Annotated in this window: 14 protein-coding genes; 5 read left to right on the forward strand and 9 right to left on the reverse strand. The window is 60.5% G+C overall.

Annotated features, from left to right (window positions below):
- Window positions 1-61 precede the first annotated feature (61 nt).
- The 4 genes from ACNAOT_RS06145 to ACNAOT_RS06160 are packed head-to-tail and all read right to left on the reverse strand — an operon-like array spanning window position 62 to window position 6,777.
- Window positions 62-1,342, reverse strand: a complete 1,281-nt coding sequence (locus ACNAOT_RS06145; protein WP_420180421.1) for a Wadjet anti-phage system protein JetD domain-containing protein — start codon at window positions 1,340-1,342, stop codon at window positions 62-64.
- Entirely contained in the window at window positions 1,332-4,748 is a 3,417-nt protein-coding gene (locus ACNAOT_RS06150) for an ATP-binding protein (RefSeq protein WP_420180422.1), read from the reverse strand. The genes ACNAOT_RS06145 and ACNAOT_RS06150 overlap by 11 nt, the downstream gene beginning before the upstream one ends.
- 2 nt (window positions 4,749-4,750) lie before the next feature.
- The gene (locus ACNAOT_RS06155) at window positions 4,751-5,338 is read right to left on the reverse strand and encodes a DUF4194 domain-containing protein (protein WP_420180423.1); all 588 of its coding nucleotides are present in this window, start codon (window positions 5,336-5,338) and stop codon (window positions 4,751-4,753) included.
- Entirely contained in the window at window positions 5,335-6,777 is a 1,443-nt protein-coding gene (locus ACNAOT_RS06160) for a DUF3375 domain-containing protein (protein ID WP_420180424.1), read from the reverse strand. The genes ACNAOT_RS06155 and ACNAOT_RS06160 overlap by 4 nt, the downstream gene beginning before the upstream one ends.
- Window positions 6,778-7,080: 303 nt before the next feature.
- On the opposite strand from ACNAOT_RS06160, the gene cspE reads away from it, so the two are divergent.
- The 3 genes from cspE to ACNAOT_RS06175 all read left to right on the forward strand — a co-directional run bounded on the left by cspE (window position 7,081) and on the right by ACNAOT_RS06175 (window position 11,518).
- On the forward strand, window positions 7,081-7,284 hold the full coding sequence (gene cspE, locus ACNAOT_RS06165) for a cold-shock protein (RefSeq protein ID WP_024819996.1): 204 nt from the start codon (window positions 7,081-7,083) through the stop codon (window positions 7,282-7,284).
- A gap of 391 nt (window positions 7,285-7,675) precedes the next feature.
- Window positions 7,676-10,234 (forward strand): LuxR C-terminal-related transcriptional regulator, encoded by a 2,559-nt coding sequence (locus ACNAOT_RS06170; protein WP_420180425.1) that lies wholly within the window; start codon window positions 7,676-7,678, stop codon window positions 10,232-10,234.
- Between the two features lie 21 nt (window positions 10,235-10,255).
- Window positions 10,256-11,518, forward strand: coding sequence for an APC family permease (locus tag ACNAOT_RS06175; RefSeq protein ID WP_420180426.1), 1,263 nt, complete (start codon window positions 10,256-10,258; stop codon window positions 11,516-11,518).
- A gap of 236 nt (window positions 11,519-11,754) precedes the next feature.
- Here the strand turns inward: ACNAOT_RS06175 and ACNAOT_RS06180 are convergent, their stop codons facing one another.
- Entirely contained in the window at window positions 11,755-12,168 is a 414-nt protein-coding gene (locus tag ACNAOT_RS06180) for a hypothetical protein (protein WP_364308232.1), read from the reverse strand.
- 106 nt (window positions 12,169-12,274) lie between these two features.
- Between ACNAOT_RS06180 and ACNAOT_RS06185 the strand changes: the two genes are divergently transcribed.
- The gene (locus ACNAOT_RS06185) at window positions 12,275-13,537 is read left to right on the forward strand and encodes a plasmid pRiA4b ORF-3 family protein (RefSeq protein WP_420180427.1); all 1,263 of its coding nucleotides are present in this window, start codon (window positions 12,275-12,277) and stop codon (window positions 13,535-13,537) included.
- Between the two features lie 10 nt (window positions 13,538-13,547).
- On the opposite strand, the gene ACNAOT_RS06190 is transcribed toward ACNAOT_RS06185, so the two are convergent.
- The 4 genes from ACNAOT_RS06190 to ACNAOT_RS06205 all read right to left on the reverse strand — a co-directional run bounded on the left by ACNAOT_RS06190 (window position 13,548) and on the right by ACNAOT_RS06205 (window position 17,682).
- On the reverse strand, window positions 13,548-14,084 hold the full coding sequence (locus tag ACNAOT_RS06190; RefSeq protein ID WP_420180428.1) for an RBBP9/YdeN family alpha/beta hydrolase: 537 nt from the start codon (window positions 14,082-14,084) through the stop codon (window positions 13,548-13,550).
- Window positions 14,085-14,286: 202 nt separating this feature from the next.
- On the reverse strand, window positions 14,287-14,739 hold the full coding sequence (locus ACNAOT_RS06195) for a hypothetical protein (protein ID WP_420180429.1): 453 nt from the start codon (window positions 14,737-14,739) through the stop codon (window positions 14,287-14,289).
- 391 nt (window positions 14,740-15,130) lie between these two features.
- Window positions 15,131-16,516, reverse strand: a complete 1,386-nt coding sequence (locus ACNAOT_RS06200) for a UDP-glucose dehydrogenase family protein (protein ID WP_420180430.1) — start codon at window positions 16,514-16,516, stop codon at window positions 15,131-15,133.
- On the reverse strand, window positions 16,513-17,682 hold the full coding sequence (locus ACNAOT_RS06205) for a glycosyltransferase family 4 protein (RefSeq protein ID WP_420180431.1): 1,170 nt from the start codon (window positions 17,680-17,682) through the stop codon (window positions 16,513-16,515). Before ACNAOT_RS06205 ends, ACNAOT_RS06200 begins: the two co-directional genes overlap by 4 nt.
- A gap of 220 nt (window positions 17,683-17,902) precedes the next feature.
- On the opposite strand from ACNAOT_RS06205, the gene ACNAOT_RS06210 reads away from it, so the two are divergent.
- Complete coding sequence (locus ACNAOT_RS06210) at window positions 17,903-18,937, forward strand: Abi family protein (protein ID WP_420180432.1); 1,035 nt, start codon at window positions 17,903-17,905, stop codon at window positions 18,935-18,937.
- The last annotated feature ends 20 nt before the right edge of the window (window positions 18,938-18,957 follow it).

Here is an 18,957-nt window from a genome sequence, read left to right on the forward strand (position 1 = left end):
CGTCCCAGCTGGTTTCAGGGTCTGCCATGAGTCCACCTCCGCCGCAACGCTACACGGGACCTCAGCGTCCGCGGCTGAGCCGATCGAGCGCCCATTCCCAGCCAATCAATTCCTGCTCCAGCCGAACATTTTCACCATAGCTGCCTGCCTGCAATCCCTCGTAGACGCGAGCCTCCTCAGAGGTGAGTCGTCCCAACACAGCCTTTGAAGTGGGGGCTTCCACGCCCCAGGCATCTCGATGGGCAAGCAGGGTTGCCTCGTCCATCAGGACGCTCGACACGTGCGGATGGACTGAGCGCAGTTGATCCAGGATTCGGAAGCCGTGGGTATCCAGATCGCCCCAATAGAGCACCTCACAGTCCTGCAGCCACGCCGCATCCCGGAGAGATGAGAAGCCGTAGCCGGCCCCAAAGATTGCCAGCGTGTCCGGCCGATCAGGGAGGGCCAGGAAGTTCACGAGGTTCTCGGTGATGATCACTGTGCTCACCGGAAGTCTGAGGGACTCAAACGCGGAAGCAGTCACCGTGATGTCGCGGGCGTCGCCCAGCACGGAGATCGCCGGGTCCAACACACGGAAGCGGACCTGCTCCGGCTGGTGAAGGAAGCCGTGGCGCTCAGCGAACCGTGCGGCGGCTGTTCGGGCAATCGGTCGTGCCAGCAGGGAATCATCGACACTGGAAGAATCGGCCATCGTGAGCAGCTCGTCGTCAGGCGCCCCGCCAGGGAATTGATCAGAACCTTCCGATGGCTCCAACACCGCCACCATCTCATCAATTGTCCGGCGGTGCGTCTCGATGAACTTGGTGTGAACCCCAGGCAGGCTCAACTGTCGCACATAGATAGTAGGGGAGTGATGATCGCGTAGCCACAGCGCCACTCGTGCAGCAGTCAATGCTGCGTCGCCCAGCGCCAACAGCGCAAGTGGTCGCTTCAAAGCCCACCCCGTAAGAGCGGGGTCAAGTGCTACAAGCGAAGAAGCAAGAGAACGGAAACGCTCCAACTCTCGCGACTTACCAACAAACGCAACCTCGTCCTCCACCGAAGCAAACATGGCCACAGCGGGAAGCTGGTTGGATCCGATAGTGGTGCGGCCGACGTCGACCGTTTCCAGGCTGTACCGCCCAGCCGCGGCGAACAGCTCGGCAGCCCATTCGCGGGCGGCAGCGTAGTGGTCCCGCAGTTCCGTGGCGGATGGTCGCTTCAACACCCGACGCCGCGGATACAAGTCAGTCGGTTCCAGAGCCTCGCGCAGCAATTGTCCACGGTCCCAGGCGGTTGCAGACAACGATCGCAGCCCTGCCAACGTCGTCCAACGACGGGACGGCGCAGACTTAGCCGGCACGTTTCTCCCGTTCCTCGCGATACTCGGTGATGGTCATGTTGCGCAGCTGGGAGTCGTTGCCGTTGGTGTTGGCGACGAAGCCCACGTGTGCCACAAAGGGCTCGATGACGTTGATCTTCTGAAGTGGTGTGACGATCAGCAGCTGCAGTTTCATCCGCTGGAAGAGCTCCATCCCGTAGCGGGCGGACTCGTCCGAGCCACGACCAAACGCTTCGTCGATCACCACAAACCGGAAGCTCCTCCCCTTGGCAGGACCGACTGCGCTGGAGCGTGAGGCGCCTCTAACCGAAGCCAATCCAAACTGGAACGCCAAGGCAGCGGCAAGGATCGTGTAAGCGAGCTTCTCTTTCTGTCCGCCGGACTTGCCGCCGGAATCCGTGAAGTGCTCAAACTCCTCGTCGGTCTCTGTCCACTTCTCCGATGCCGAGAACGTAAACCAGTTCCGCACGTCCGTCACCTTTGACGTCCAGCGCTCGTCCAAGGTGGTAAACCCCTCACGGCCACGGAAACGCTCAATCAGCCGCTCCACCTGCAGGTACTTCTGCTCCGAATACTGATCATCATCACCAATGGTCCCCTCGGAGCAGGCCCTGAGGTCGATCCCAAACTGCCGCACATCCAAGTCCGTCGAGTTCTGATGCTCCAGTTGGATGTGCCTGCCCGGGTTGTACTCGATCTCCGCCAGGGACAGGTTGATCTCGCTGATCCGGTTCACGATGTCCTGTCGGCGGCTGTCCAGGAACGCGTTGAATGCCACCACTTCATGGATGGTGTTCTGCGTCAGTGAGTCCTTGAAACGCGCCTCGAACCTGGGCAGGTCATCGCGCTCCAGCTGTTCGAGGAACCGGTTGAACTCTTCTGCAGCCTCCAGCGTCGCGTCGATGTCCGTGGTCTCGTTCGGGTACTTGTTGCGGAAGTCCGCCATGAGCCGCACCGTGGAAGCTGCAGCCGTCGCGATCTTTTTGGTCAGCGCATCAATCGTTCCGGTCAGCCCGGAACGGACAGAACTCTCCGTGGAAACGGTATTCCTGTAGGTGAGCGACTTTTCACCGAGCGCGTTGGCGGTGAGCCGTGCTACGGCAGCCATTACGTCGCCGTCGTCTGTTAGCGGTTGTTCCTGCAAGGTCAGGCGACATTCCTCGATCACCGCTGCGATGTCCCGGGAGTCCTTCTCGTTAGCCCCGAGCCTCTGCTGGACCTTGTCAGAGCGTTCCTGAAGCTTCTCGATCCTGGCAGAGACCTCAGACTCCTTGATCGTCAGCTGCTGCAGTACGCTGCTCGCCTGCTGGAGCTGCAGTTTCTCATCCTTGAGCTCCTGGACCCGGCGAGCGGTCACTTGCCAGCTGATCTCCGAAAACTCGGTTACGGACCCAACGTTGCCCAGCAAGCGGTTCAGCCGGGCGGCGTCACCCAAGGACGTGTCCACCTTCGCCAGCTGCGCCCCGATACTGCGATGTTTGCCGTCAACATCGTCCCGCTCAGCCCGAATCCGCACGATCTTTTCGTGATTGTCCCAGCCCAGGACAAACGTCCGCCGGTCCGTCAGGCCAGTGCGGTCGTCCTTCTCATGCCTTCCCCGCGAGCCTTTCAACTGACCATTGACTGTCAGAGCCTTGGGATGCCTGCGGAAGTCCTCCATAGTGTCGCAGCAGACGTAATCGAACCTGGTGCTGAGTTCATCCAGCAGAAAGTCGCGGAACGGCGTGCCCTGCTTGATTGCAATCTTTGCGCCGAGCGTCCCGGGTGCGGGAGGCCGTTGCGGGTACGAGTCACCGATCCGCCGGTACACCAGCTTGCCCTTGAGATCATTCGCGTCCACCCATGAGCTCACCACCGCGTAGTGCTCAGCGGATACCAGCAGCTGAAGTGCAAAGCTCCTCAGCGTACGTTCCGCCGCGCCTTCCCACTCGGCCTCGCCGTCGCGGACGCGCAACAGTTCGGCTGCGTAGGGGAGCGCGGACTCCGCAATGCCAGTGCCCACACAAATACGACGCCGGAGCTCAAGCTGCGGACGAGCCAACAGAGTCTGCCGGGAGCCGAGGCTGGCCAGTTCGGCGTCGAGGTCCTCCCTGCGCGCGGCCAGCTCCCTGAGCTCGGAATGCAAAGCCGTTCGCCTGTCCTGCAACTCCTCACCCTGGGCGGCGAGGTCCTGCTCAACCTGGCTCAAACGTTGCCGGTTAGCATCGAACAGCACCCGGTCTTCGGGAGTGTCCAATCCAAGTTCGACGGCGGCACTTGTGTATTGCTCGAAGCGATTGCGCTGCGCTTGGGACGCCGTTTCAAGCTGCGCCACTTCAGCGTCGATGGCAGCAAGCCTGCCGCCACCGCTGGTCCGAATGTCCTCTTGCACGATCGCAAGTTCGTGCCGTAGCCGGGCAATGTCCGAGGTCAGCTGGGTGCTGTCTTCGCGGAGCTTCTGTCCCGTCCGCTCCAGCTCAGCCTGATGTTCCAAACTCAGTGTCAACTGCTGATCGGTGAACCACGGATGCAGCTGATCCCGTTGCTTGCGTGCCTGGTTTTCGTCTGCGCTGAACTTCTGGTGCGTGCCAGCGCCTTCACGGATTGGTTTCAGCAGCTCGATTTGGTCCTTTGCCCGGACCACGGCTTCGTGTGCCTTCTTGAGATCGTCAAAGTGGCCGATCAGCTTGCTGATCCTTGCTCCGACGTCATCATCTTCCAGCATGTTGGTCCGGACGAAGTGGGTGATGTTCTCCACTTGCTTCATGGAGACCGTGCGGTGAAACAGTTCCATGGCCTGATTGCCGCTGATGCCAAAGTGTCGCTTGAAGGCGGCCGCATATGGATCGAAGGTGTCGTGAACACTGACGCCTTCAGCGCGGAGCTTCTTCTTCAGCTTGGCGGGATCCTGGCCGAAGTTGGAGAAGTCGTGAGCGATCGACTGCTCCTTCTCAGCCAAAGAGTAGAACCGTGTCGGCTGTCCCGCTTCTTGCATAGTCCACAAGGTGATGGCCAGTGTGACCGTCTTGTTGAGCACCGCGTTGTGAAAAACGCCGAGGACCACTGACAACGTGCCCGGTGCCCGCAGCGCTACGGGCTTGGAGTACTCGCCGCCGGTGCTCCTGGTGCTTTTATGGAAGCCCCTTACATAGGACATCAGCGTGCGTTCCCGCTTTTGCGCGCCGGCGGCCTTGTTGTACTCGATGCGGTTAGCCGGCAGAAGGAGCGTCGTGATTGCGTCCACCACAGTTGACTTCCCTGAACCGATATCGCCGGTCAGCAGGCTGTTGGCGCCATCCAAACGGAAGGTCCGCACCCCGCCGTGGAACGTGCCCCAGTTCAGCAATTCCAAACGCTGCAGTCTGAACCCGGGCGGCAGGCCGCCGTCGTGCGCCTTTTCCGCTGTTTCATCGATGCTGAACAGCGTGTCCTGAGCGTCAGTGGTCATGGTCACTTGCTTCCGGTGAGAGAGTCACGATAGTCAGCCAACCGCGCGTCGAACTCTTCCAGCCACTGCGCGTCGACGTAAGCCTTCAAGATGCGCATCACTTCGTACGCTTCCGTTTCGCCCTTCAGCCTCCGCAGGAACCCGAGTTCCACGACCTTCTTGACGTTGGTCCCCAGCCGGTCCAGAATCCGAGCCTCATTGCTGGACTCGGGCAGGAAAACTGACACCATATCCTTGATTTCGGCCTCGGACATGATCAGCCGGAGCTCGCTGCTATTGGTATCGAACTCCAGCATCCGCTTCCGGAGGAGGGCGAGCAGCAGGCTGACATCGAAGGTGAGTTGCCTTCGGGGGATGAGCCGGGGGAGCGTGCCCTCAGGATCCTCGCGCGACTTCAGAAAGGCGTAGCCCTCCGACTCATCAATGATCAGGCTGAGCCCAAGCACCGCCACGTAATCCCTGACCTGGGACGTGAGCGTGATCAGCGACTGCCAGATCTTTTGATCGGTCTCCGCGTACACCACGCCCTTGAAGAGCCTGGTCACGACAGCGGGCAGTTCCTCGGGGGTGCTTGCTGTTTCGGTTGTCATACCGGCCTCACGAAGATGATCTGGTCAATGGTTGCCTCTTTTAGCGTGCCATCCGGGAGTTGCCACTGGAGGTTCTGGGTTGTTTCCGCATTGACAGTGGCCCAGTCCGACTCGACCGCCAGCTGGTAATACTGCACCAGCTCCGCGAGTCCCTGCGTCAAAGGGTGTGCCGCGGTGATGTCTGCGAGCGTTGCCTGGTCCGTGCGTTCAAGGACGTCATCGATGTTCGACTTCAGACGCTCCCTGTCCACATGGAATTGGCTGAACAGCGCGCTTGCATCCAAATCCTGGTCGTCCGCGGTGATTACGTCGTCCATCACCATCACACGGCTGCCGGGCTCGTAAAGCGGCCGCTCGAACGGCAGCGCTACGTCCACAGACGGCGCGTCGATCTCCATAAAAACATTCGACGGCGGGTTGTCCCGTGTGTCCAATGCGCTCGCCTCAACGCTTCGGATCAGTTGCATGATGCGTTTGTTCTCAAGGAAGACCTTGTCATCCAAAAGCCTGCGCATCTGCTGGGAGAGTTGCCGCACTGTGCTCTGTGTCTGCTCAACCGCCGGCAACCAGTCCTGGTGGAGGTTGGTGATGGTGTGGAGGTTGTCCGCTTGCGACAACGCCTCGATCTGTGTGGCTCGCTGGAGAAGGTCGTTCAGCTCGTTCCGCAGCTGGGGCGACATGAGGTAATCCCAGAAGCCCTGGAACGTGCGGCCTTGGAGGGAGCTGCCGATGTCCTGCTGATTTGCGAAGATCGTGTCCAGCAGTTCGCCCTGGCTGCCGTCCCACGTGGCGATCTGCTCGCGGACTTGGCGGTCCAATTTCCGAAAGTTCTGTTCGACCTCCCGGAAATCGGAGAGCAAGTCCTTGGCCAGCGCCGTGAGCTGCTGGAAATGATCCAGAGCCTCAGGGCCGCTCATGACCTTGACGTCGCCGGCACGGATCCGCTGCATCTCCTTGTCTATCTGGTCCCTTTGCTGCTGCAGTTCGGCAAGCCGTACCTCTGGGTCGGTCTCCGATTGCTGCACTAGGGTTTTCAGGACCGCGAAGATGCTGGTGAGCCTGGATTGCGTGGCCACGAACTCACGGCCCCTAAGGCTCTCCACCCACCTGACTACGTCCTCTGCCGCGGCTGTGAGATCGTAGTGGGGCTCGTCCTCACCGGGAACGTAGTACTTGCGCAGCCAGGCACGCTCCGGTGCTGCCCAGTCGTCAAGATACTCTGATGCGCTGCGGGGGAACTTGTCCTCTCCAAAGGATTCCCGGACGCCGAACAAGGTGTCGTCCAAAGTATCAATCAGTTGCTGGCGGCCGACGTTGCGTTGGTTGGGGTCTGTGAAAGCGGCCATGAAGAAGTGCAGTGCCAGCGGGGCGTTCTGGGCGCGAAGGAGGGACCACCCCGCGTGGTTCTCACGCAGGGAATTTATGGCGTAGAAGTCCATGTGATCTCTCGACGGTCCGGGTCTGTACCGGCTCGGTGCCGGTCTCCTCATTCACAGGCTAAGCCAGACCACCGACACTTTTTGAGTCTTCTGATCAACATCGGATGGATAAATATTTCCCAGCACTAGCCATCTGCTCAAATCTCTGTAGACTAGTTGGTGTTGTTGTGTTTGGCATTTGGTAGTTCAGGCAGTCCCCACGATCCTTCCGGATCGTGACTTTCTGAAGTAACTGTGGAGAACACCCCACACCCGGAGACCCGAAAGTCGGGACAATCTCCACCTTCAGTAAGGACTGAAAAAATGGCTACAGGTACCGTAAAATGGTTCAACTCCGAAAAGGGCTTCGGCTTCATCTCTCCTGAAGATGGCAGCCAGGACGTTTTCGCTCACTACTCTGCGATCAACTCCTCGGGCTACCGCTCCCTCGAAGAGAACCAGAAGGTTTCCTTCGACGTCGAGCAGGGCCCCAAGGGTCCCCAGGCAGTAAACATCCAGGCTGTCTAGTCTTCGGATAACTCAAAAAGCAGGGCCGGTCACTGACCGGCCCTGCTTTTTTGTCTGCCCTCAGCAAGAAGATGTCTTCTAGTGCTTCTTTTGGTCATAGAACATATATCCACATAGTGAATTCCACCCATGTAATTCACTTCCGGCTCTCCGTAACGTGGTACGTAGTCCACCCGCAGAGCTGAAGGAGCATCCTCATGGATCGCCCAATATTCGAACAGCCCCACCACCTAGACGGATCGTGCCAGCACCTAGTTTCGTCCAAATCACCACCTAGACGGCCCCAAATCGGTCTGTGCAAGGCCGTTTTGCCACCTAGTCCCGTTTTCAAGATCTAGCCTGCGAAGTGAGCCTCATGTCGGGCATCCACAAAAACAGAAGGCTAGGTCGCGTGTTCGATTCAGAGGTTCAGCGAATCCTCGACTTTGTTGCCCGCGGCATTGGTGTCAGGGTTGTTGGCGCACCGGGTAGCGGTAAGACATCGGTAGTACGCAGCGTCATGAGCAATCTGGAGAAGACTGGCGTTTCCGTGCACTTCATCAGTGGACTCCGTACACACCGCACCATCCCGTACTCGGCCATCAAGGGGCTCGGACTGGAAATGAGGCCTGGCCGCAGCGGTGTCTTCGATATCGCTGATGTGTTCTCCAGCCAACTGGCCAAGGCCGGCAAACACCTGCTGGTTGTTGACGATCTCCACCTGGTGGATAGCGAATCCTTGGCGGTCCTGGAGGCTGTGAGGCGGAGATCCGATTGTCCTATGGTGGCCACGGCCCCGGAAACATGGGCTTTCTCCAGGGGTCAGTTGGCCGTGCTCAACAACGGTAGGGAGGCGCACCTGCAGTTGGATCCACTCCACTATGAGCAGGTCCACCTACTGATCGCGCAGGTTCTTGGTGCACCCGCAGACGCAGACACAACAGCGCGCATCCTCACCAAGTCGGCCGGAAACCCGCGGCTCATCGTGCGGATCGCAGAGACCGCCTCGCTGAGCAACCTCTTGGTCATGAAGAACAAGCAATGGTGCATGACTGCCGACACCCTATGGAACGAACACCTTCGCGGCACGCTGGAGGCCCTCCTGGCTGAACTGAGTGCTGAGGAGTTCACGGCGCTGCACATCATGGCGATTCTCGGCACCGCACGGGTTGATGTTCTCCACAAAGTCATTCAGCCGGATGCCTTGGAAGGCTTGGAGCGCAGGGGATTCCTGTCCGTCCTGGCGGACCACCACAATGGCTCAATAGCGGCCATCAGTCCGCCCGTCATCGCTGACTACTTTCGAGGGAACAAGAAGCTCCGGGACCGCAAACTGCTGCGCAGCAAGATCGCTGGCGTCCTTGAAGCTGCCCCTCAGGTGGCTCGGGAGAAGCACACCACGGCAGACTGCCTCTCCCGTGTGCTTTCATCGCTCCGTCTGGAGAAGGGCGACGACGACGCCATAACTTCCAGGCACTTCCACGACCACAACGCGGACCGGGAACGCATCCGCTTCGAACGCTGGCAAGCCAACAAGTCAGCCGCCAATGCCGCAGCCCTCCTCCGTATCTACTGGGGTGCCCCCGTGGATGTGGAGCGTGCCTGTCTCGTCTGCGCCGAAACAACAGACTTCGACGCCGATCCCAGAGACCGCCTGTTTGTCTCCATCACTGAGGCCATGCTTGCGATCCACACGGGCCGCGGGCCAGGTGCCGCCGTCGACATCCTCCAAAAGTTCGCCGGGGACAATCCGCAGCTGGTAGCTGAAGTCGAAAATGCCATTCTGTTCATCAGCGCTTCCCACGGCAGGGTTCCAGCTGATCCCGCTGACGAGCCAGGCGTTTCTGGCGGCCAAGGATCGGGAATGGGGGTGTTGGTCCATGGTTTGCTTGAGTTGTACCGCTTCAAGCCAGCTGCAGCGTTGGAAGCCGTTGACGGTGCAGGCGACGATGATGCCTTTTCTCATCTTCGGCCGTTCATACACGGATTCGCGCTCTTCGCCGCCGGGCGCGTAGAAGAGTCGTTGGTCTTCGCCTTGGACTGGCGGGCAGAAGCCCTCAGGAATCTGGACCAGTTCGGCGCGGTCACCAGCAGCTACGTGGCCGCGCACGGCCTGCTCTACAGAGGACACTTTGAAGAGGCCGAGTACCTCATGAGCAGTGTCTTTGCGATGGGCCGGCCGGGCTTCGTCGTCGACTCGCTCTACGACGCCATGCTCAGGTTGGCTGGGCTCAGGCACGCGACGACTGCCATAGTGCCGACGCTTTCCATAGCTGCACAGGCGCGGGCGGAGGTGCCGGACGTTGGTCCGATACCCGGCATCGGCAAGGGTGCTTACGAGCTCATCGCTCACCACAACGCCCAACCTTCAGTGTTTGACCGAAAAGCCGCCAAACTCATTAGGAGGCAGTTGAAGAGCGGCTACGTCCTTGAAGCCATGATGACTGCGCTGCTTTGTACGTGCCTTTGCCCGGGCCGGCCAGTTTTGGATCTACTGCAGAAGATCCTGCGGGAGAGCGGCATCACGGTCCATGACCAGCTCATTGCCATCGCTACCGCGGTGGTTGAAGGTGACCATAAGCTGCTGGGGCTGCTCCTCAAGCACTACGAACCTGATGTCGACACGTACCAGGTGGGAATGCTGCTCCGAGGAGCCCTCAAGCGCCACGTGATAGACGGTGATGCTGCAGCAGCTGACGCATTGGCGCAGGCTTCGTCCATCTTCGCTGTCCGCTTCCCATCGGCCAACGAGCAGCTCTCCTTTAATTCCTTCAGGACCACACCGTTGACCGAAAGGGAGATCGAGGTCGCCGTGCTAGCCGGGCACCGCACCAACGTGGAAATCGCGGAACATCTCGGCATCAGCGCGAGGACAGTCGAAAACCACATCTCCAACGCGCTGCGGAAGACTGGTGCAACATCCCGCAATAGTCTTTTCATGCTGGTGGGGAATTCACTTCCGCCGCGCTGACCCGGGATAGGCTAGATATCCGTGAGCAACTCTCCGGCTTTGGCCCGCCGACTAGGCACGTTCGACGCATCGCTGATCGGTTTGGGATCAATGATCGGCGCCGGTGTGTTCGCGGCGTTCACCCCAGCCGCTGCTGCCGCGGGATCAGGGCTGCTGATCGGGTTGGTAGTGGCTGCCTTCGTCGCCTTCTGCAACGCGACCTCGTCGGCCCAACTGGCTGCGGCCTATCCAACTTCCGGCGGTACCTACATCTACGGTCGGGAACGGCTCGGCCCCTGGTCCGGCTTCCTGGCAGGATGGGGATTCGTCATCGGCAAAACAGCGAGTGCCGCTGCCATGGCGATGACCTTTGGGGCCTATGCCGCACCGCAAGGTTGGGAGCGCCCGGTGGCGATTGCCGCCGTCGTGATTTTGACCGCTGTGAATTATCACGGAGTGACCCGCACCGCCGGGCTGACGCGCGTGCTGGTGGTCGCTGTACTTGCTGCCCTGGCGATTGCTGTCGCGGCGGTCTGGGGTGGCTCTGGTCCTGACTTTGACAGCTTTATGGGCGAGGGGCTGCTGGCCCAGGGCTGGTACGGCATCCTGCAATCAGCGGGGCTGCTGTTCTTCGCGTTTGCCGGGTATGCGAGGATCGCGACGATGGGTGAGGAAGTGCGTGAGCCCAAGCGCACCATACCCCGGGCCATCAGCATTGCACTGGGGATCACCATCGTCATCTACGCCGTCATAGCGGTAACTCTGCTGGCGGCGCTGGGCCCCGAAGGAGTGGCCGCCACGCCAACACCCTTGGCCGATGCGGTAGGTGCGGGCACTTTGGCTTGGGCTTCGCCCGTGGTTCGCGTCGGTGCAGCCGTTGCGTCTCTGGGTGCGTTGTTGGCACTTGTCGCAGGGCTTGGCCGGACGAGCCTGGCCATGGCCCGCGAACGCGATCTTCCGCGCTGGCTCTCCGCTGTGCATCCGCGCTATAAGGTCCCGCACCGTGCTGAAGTCACGATAGCTGTAGTGATCTGCCTGATTATCGCAGTTGCTGATCTTCGTGGGGCTATCGGCTTCTCATCATTCGGCGTGCTGCTTTACTACTTGGTTGCCAACATCGCCGCCTACACTCAGCCGTCGGAAGACCGCCGCTACCCTAAGTTCCTGCAGGTGGCAGGTGCTGTTGCATGCGTGGCCCTTGTGGCCACCCTTCCGCCTGTATCAGCCGGGTTGGGTGTGCTGATGTTCGCGGTGGGCATCGTGTACCGTCTGGTGCGTCTGCGGATTAGTCGTCCTGCCAGCTGATGTTCCGGCTGGGCACGGCCCCACCTGGGGGTAGTCGGATGGAGCCGTGCCGCAGTGCCTCCTACGCGTGGAGCGAGTGGGGTAACCCGCCGGACACCGGGAATCCCGCCCCGAGAGGCACAAAAAGAGACTATGACCGGCAATCGGCCTCTAGGTGTTCAAATCCTCAAACTAGGTGGTCGCGAGACGCATAATTGGGGGCAAATTCATCAAAAATAGGTGCTGAGCGGCAGCGTCTAGGTGTTGGCCCGGCGTCGAGCGTTCCTGCGTTCCACGGACTCCATGTAGGTAACGATGCTCGCAATGGTCAGGGCTACCGAGCAGACAACAGCCAGCGCAGTGGACGCCTCCTGGAAGGGAACCACCACCAGAGGGCTGAGCATCATGGCATTGCCAAAGCCGGATGCAGCGAAGAGTCCTGCTTTGAGGAGCAGACAGGTGAGCGGTTCGGCAATCAACATCGCTACTGGCGCCACAACACCCAGCGCCATGGTGAGAACGACAGCTGTGGTCCGCAAATCTGAAGGATCAAGGATTTCGAGGCCTTCTGGAGGGGGCGCAGTTCCGAGCAAGGTGGCTGACACCGCCGAGCAAACAGCTATGACGCAGGTGATGATGCGAAGCGCTGCTGGGTAGAAGTGCGTGATCACTGGTAAGTCCTTGTCGTTGTAGGTTCAACCCCCGTCCGTAGTGGTAGTAGTCCGAACCAAGGACATGTGACGCGAAACCTCTCCTCGCGCTGAGAGAATGACGGATATGGAGTCACCCACCACCGTTCCGGCCGTTGAGTTGCGCATTGCAATCAGTGAGACCGAGCCGCTCATCTGGCGGCAACTCGTCCTCCCCGAAACCGCCACAGTGGCTGAGCTGCACGGTGCCATCCAGACCGTATTCGGGTGGAAGGACGCTCACCTCTACGCCGTCACCGGCCATGACCGCGCGGGCAAGAAACGCATCATTATGGGAGTCGACGACGGCGACGGTCCGGCTGGTACTGAGCTAGCGGCTGACGTCCGGCTAGCTGAGCTTTTTGACCCGCACTCGCCTGGGTTGTCGGACCTTGAGTACGACTACGATTTCGGGGACAACTGGACGCACAAGATTGAAGTTGTTGGACCTGCCGTGCTCCACGAGGACACCATCACCTGCCTTGACGGAGCGATGCGGGGGCCCATAGAGGATTCAGGGGGAGTTGGTGGGTATGCCAACATGGTTGCCGTTGTGTCCAACCCCAAGCATCCCGAGCACAGGGAAGCCGTGGAATGGCTCGAGTTCGTGACGCAGGAACGTGTGTCCAATTTCGATCCGGCTGCTTTCAATCTAGAGGCAATCAACGGGCAGCTCCGCAGTTTGGCGCAAAGGTTCTGGCCAGGCGAAGTGACGACCGCCGACCAACAAGCGGTTCTTGGTCCGATTCTTTGGTTCCTCAACGAGGCACGTTCTGACGGGTTGCCGTTGACGTCGGCCGGCTATCTCAAGCCGGCGTTTGTGAAGCGGGCGATGACTGAACTCGGCTGGGATGACGAGTGGATCTCCGCAGGGCGGGTCGAAGTAAGCACGCCGCCCATCCGGAACCTCCGGGAGCATCTGCAGGAGTGGAAGCTTCTCCGAAAACTAAAGGACAAACTGCTCCTGACACCCAAAGGACGGAAACTAGTGGGGGATCCCACAGCCCTATGGGATTTCCTCGCCGACCAGTTGGCGAATCCGGACACCGATGCAGAGAAGATCGCAACGCCCTTGCTGGTGCACTGGGAGCTGACCGGAGACGAGCCGCCCTACGGGTTGAGGGATCAGGTGCTTCAGGCAGCGCTTCATCAAGCTGGGTTGCGGACCAGATCGGGCCACGGTGAAATACCGCTGTCCTGGGCTACCGACCTGTACTACGACATCAACCGAAGCCTGCACAGGTTGGAGCTTTGGGAAGGCATCAGCTGGGGGCGGTCTGACCAGAAGTTATCCGACGCCGGCATCAAGTTCTTGCTCGACGTCCAGAGCCGCTGGGACGGTTCTCCCTGACACGGCCGCACTAAATCTGGGCTGAGAGACCTGCCGCAAACGCCGTCAGCAGGTTACGACCTTCCTGCCATTCACCCAGTCCGCTCGCAGAATTGATATGACCACGGGGGCCGATATCGATCCGGGCAGCGCCCCATGTGTCTGCAAACTGCAGTGAACGCTCGGGGGTGCAATAGGGGTCATTGCTGCTGGTGAGCAGGACGACTGGCATGGGAATCCGGCCGTACAAGTCGTCGCCGAAACGGGGACCGCCCTCAGGGTAATTGGGGCCAAACGGATCTGGGACTGCAACGAGAAACATCCCTGCCACGCGGCCCGCGTTTGCAAAGCTCCATTGCGCGGCCACTAGGCAGCCGAGGCTATGCGTTACCAAGACGGGTTTGCTATCTCCCACCGCCGCGTCCAGCGCTGCAATCCAGTCGTCGACTTCGGGCTCATCCCAGGAAGCTGGAGCAATACGTTTCCAACCGCTGCTTGATCGCTCCCAGTGCGACTGCCAATGGTCAGCATCCGAGCCATTTATACCTGGAACTATCACCACGCGCATTGGAGCCTCCGTACTAGCCGTCGGCAATATCGTCCTCCCGTGAGAGCGACCACGCCAGACCCTGCGACGGTCGAATCGCCTACGCTCGTGCGTGCTTGTTCCTGGGGACCCTCATTCTTGCGCTGGCCATTTATAGTTGCTTAGCGGCGTCGACCGCTGGTGGGCGACCATTAGCACCTAAGGCTTCGGTCGCCCTGCCGCGTTACTTCTCGCAGCCGATCCCATCCTTGTCGTTATCGAGTCCGTAAATGTCGGACCCTGTGACTGTCACTGGCCCTCTCACGTAAGCCGGACCGTTGCCGCTGCCACCGGCACAGTCCACATCGGAGGCAATAGGTACGCATCCGGAGTAGTTGGGGTCGCAGCTGCTTTGGGCAGGAGGGGCAGCCGGAATTACTTTCGGCTGAATTTGCGCTGCTGCAGCGTCTGCTGCTGCCTTGTCGGCGGCCGCCTTATCAGACGCGGCTTGAATGGCTGCTGCCGCGTCGGCGGCAGCCTTGTCGGCCGCCGCTTTATCTGCAGCGGCTTTGTCCGCCGAGGCTTGATCTGCAGCCACCTTGTCGGCCGCAGCCTTCTCAGCAGCTGCCTTTGCCGCCGCTTCCGCTGTTCGCTGATCGGACAACTTCTTGGCGCTCGCAGAGTCCAGCCACGTCAATTTGCCAGCTTGGTCGACGGCGCAAACAAACGTCTCACCCGCGGAAGTCTGAGTCGCCTTCTCAGTTGTGCAGACCGTGCCAGCGACCTTGCTGGGTGTCGGAGAAGGAGTTGCGGAAGGAGTTGCCTTTGTACTGTATACAGAGCTGGCGCTTGAAGGCGCTCCCGGAGCGCACGCTGTGGCCGCAACCAGCAGCGACGTCATGGCCACCAGCCCCAGTGCTTTTCGCCCTTGCGACCACGAAGAGTTGCTTAGCAAATGCCAGTTTTTGGTCATGCGAATAGAACGCTTTTTCAATGAATTGCCCCCTTGTAGATGCGCCGATGCGATGGCGCGTGCAGTGACCATAACACCGTGCCGAACAGCAAAGGGAGGCGGAGTTGTCTATGACTTAGCGCGCTGCGTGCTTTTTCCTGTCGGCGGGCTTGGCCTGGCCTCCATCAGCGCCAACAACCGAAGCGCCCGTCCCCAACCCGCGGACCGTCCACCCTGCGCTCCACCAAGCCTCAGCGTCCAGGACGTTGCGAGCGTCCAGCACCATCCGGCGTCGTACGAGTGCTCCCGCAACAACGGGCGAGAGCGACACGTATTCGTTCCATTCGGTGAGCAGCAGCACCAGTTCGGCGCCTTCGAGGGCGCGTTTGGTGGAGGCTTCGAAGCGGATTTGCGGGTATCGGATCCAGGCATTGTTGATGGCTTTGGGGTCCGTGACGGTCACATGTGCGCCAGCGGCCGCCAGCTGTTGGGCGACGTCCAGGGCGGGGGAGTCGCGGATATCGTCGGTGTCGGGCTTGAACGCGGCACCAAGGATTGTCACCGTGCGGCCGGACAGGAAGCCGCGGCACATCTCACGGGCGACCTCCACAGCGCGGGAACGCTGGTCCAGGTTCACCGAATCAACCAGGGCCATCCACTCATCCACCGACGGTACCGAAAGTTCGCGCGCCTGGGCACGGAATGACCTGATGTCCTTGGGCAGGCAGCCGCCGCCAAAGCCGAGCCCGGCGTGCAGGTATCGGTTGCCGATGCGCGGATCCAGGCCCATTGCTTCGCTGAGCTCGCTTACGTCGGCGCCCGATGCGTCGCACAGCTCAGCCATCGCGTTGATGAAGCTGACCTTCGTGGCCAGAAACGCATTCGAGGCCGACTTGATGAGCTCCGCCGTCGCGAAGTTGCAGACCAGCCGCGGGATACCGGCGCTGATCAGCGGCTCGTACACCGCATCCAGCACTGCAGTAATCGGCGTACCCGCTGCGGCGCCCTTGCCGCCAGGAACGCCGTAAACCAGGCGGTCAGGCACCAGCGAATCCTTGACGGCCGTGCCCTGACGCAGGAACTCGGGATTCCAGCCGAGCAACACGTCCGAGCGACGAGCCAGGATTGCGCGGAGCGTCTCCACCGTGCCTACCGGCACTGTTGATTTTCCGACGACGGCGGCGCCCTTGGCCAGGTGCGGCAGGAGGCTCTTCGTAGCGCCCATCAGGTACGAGAGGTCGGCGGTGTCTGAGGTCTTGGACTGCGGCGTACCCACGCAGAGGAAGTGGACATGGGCATCTGCGGCAGCCGCGAAGTCCGTGGTGAACACGAGCCGACCGGTGGTGCGACCGTCCTTGAGGAGCTCATCCAACCCGGGCTCGTGGAAGGGCGCCATCGCCTTGTTGAGCTGCTCAACCTTGGAGGAGTCGACGTCGATACCCACCACGGTGTGGCCCATCGAAGCGAGCGTTGCTGCATGGACTGCGCCTAGGTAGCCGCAGCCGATCACGGAGATTTTCATGAGGAGGGTCCTTTGCTTGAGGTGAATTCGCTGGGCCCGGTAGTTCCGCTGGGCACGCCGGAGATGACTTCGTTGTAATGGCGCACCAGGTCTGCACTGAGGACAGGCCACGTCCGCCCTTGGACTGAAGCGGTAGCTGCCGTTGCGAACGCCCGGCGCTTGGCGTCGTCGCCGATCAGATCCTGCACATAGCCGCGCAGCTGGGCGAGGTTGCCGGGCTCATACAGCCAGCCCGTGCGTGAGTTCTCCACGAGGTCCAAGGGGCCGCCGCGGCCGGTCGCGACCACAGGAACACCGGATGCCATGGCTTCCTGGATGGTTTGGCAGAAGGTCTCGAACTCGCCGGGATGGACGAAGAGGTCGAACCCCGCGACAGCTTGAGCCAGCGCATCCCCACCGAGGAAGCCGGCGAAGTGGGCGTTCGGCAGGGCCGCTTGGAGCGCTTCACGTTGCGGGCCGTCACCAACGATGACCAGTTTCGTGTTCGGCAAATCAGCCAGTACAGCCAGATCCTCAACCTGTTTCTCGACGGCGAGCCGGCCAACGTAGCCGATGATGCGGTGACCGTCGGGCGCCACTGAGCTGCGCCACGCCGTCGAACGCTTAGCGGGATTGAAGCGCACGGTATCCACGCCGCGGCGCCACATGTCCACGCGCAGAATGCCGCGTCCGCGCAACTGGTTCAGCGCGAACGTTGACGGCACCAGGGTACGGGTGGCCAGGAGGTGGATGTTGTCCACGCGGTTCCAGGCCCAGTTCTCCAGGAACGGCACACCGTAGCGGGCCGCGTAGCTGGGAACCTCGGTTTGGTAGATCGCGACAGTCGGGTTGCCGAGCTGATGGGCGGCCTGCACGGCGCGCCAGCCGAGGACGAACGGCGAAGCGAGGTGCACGACGTCGGGGGAGAAATCGGCAAGGATTCGCTTGACCCGATTCACACCACCCAACGCAACCCGCACATTCGTGTAGCCGGCCAGCGGCACCGAAGGAAGCCGGTGCACATACGCACCCTTCTCGACGCTCGAAACATCAGTGTCCGACGTCGATGGCGCGATCACCATCACCTCATCCCCGCGCTCCTGCAGATGCTCCAGCACCCGCAGTATCGAATGGGTTACCCCATTCATCAGTGGCAGGAATGATTCGGCGACGATTGCGATCCTCACGCCTACAACGGTGGTCGCGACGGTTGGCTTGGCGGGTTCGAACGGGTGGCCTGTGGAGGAAGAGTTGGTTAACAGGTGGGTTGAGTGAGGAATCACCTCAACATTTGCCGGTTGACCCGGCGACTTGTTGCCCTGTGGTACATTCTAAGCATCAGACATCGCCCCCCTCTGAGCCTCGGCTCAAGGGGGCGATTTTCATTTGGGGGACAAATGGTGATGCGTGGAATATACGAAGGATTTTAGGGAGCGCGGTGAGCTAATCGCGCAGCTGGAGGCGCGAGGTCTTTCCATTCAGGATCGCGACGCTGCGCTGAAGTTCCTGACCCGCGTAGGCTACTTCCGATCCGGGGCCTACCGTTACGTTTTTCGTGAGTTGCTTCCGCCAAGCGAGGTGAACGAACGGCTACGACAGTATCGCCGGGACAGGTATGTTCCGGGCGCCGACTTTGAACATGTAGTGAAGCTCGAGGCGTTCGACTTCAGGCTCTCGCGAGTTTGCCTCGAAGGGCTGCTGGACTTCGAAGTCCGGGTACGCGCCGCAATCGCACACACCTTGGCTGAAAAGAATGTTGCCGCGCACCTGTCCGAGGACCACCTGGACAAGCAGATCTGCAGGCAATCGATCGGAGACAAGACCAAGTTTGACGCGTGGCTAAACACCTGCGAGGAAGCGGTGCGTTTAGCCGCAGGGGACGAGGATTTCATTACCCACCACGTCTTGAAGTACCCACAGGATCCTGTGCCCATTTGGGCACTTATCGAAGTCTTGAGTTTTGGAAAACTCCCATACCTTTTTGACCTTATGGAACCTGCCGATGCTCGGCACGTTGCCCGCATGTTCGGCTTTGTCCATCCCCGGCCGTTCGCTTCCGTTCTTCGTATGATGGTTGACTTCCGGAACACCTGCGCGCACGGCTCTCGTTTATTCAATCGGGCATTCAAACGGGCGCTGGTTCTCAGAGTGCACGAAACTGAAGGTGACTTGTTGGCGCATCTCGCGGCTCCGGACTTCACCCAAGCCCCTAAGCCCCATCAGAGGTTGTATATCTACGCGGCAACATTGGCCTTCATGCTCCGGTCCCACGTGGGCGGGTCAAATTGGCCTCTGACGTTTCGGACGCAGATACGAAAATTCAATGTCGAGTTGATGGCGCCCGATGGATCCAGGCTCATCTCACCGGAAGCAAACATGGGCTTCCCTGTCGACTGGCAAACGTTGGCCCTGTGGGACAAAGGAACCGGCTCCAGCGTCTGATCGTCATGGTGAACTAATAT

The organism is Paenarthrobacter sp. TA1.8 (genome assembly GCF_048595705.1).
In the GTDB taxonomy this organism is placed as follows: domain Bacteria; phylum Actinomycetota; class Actinomycetes; order Actinomycetales; family Micrococcaceae; genus Arthrobacter; species Arthrobacter nitroguajacolicus.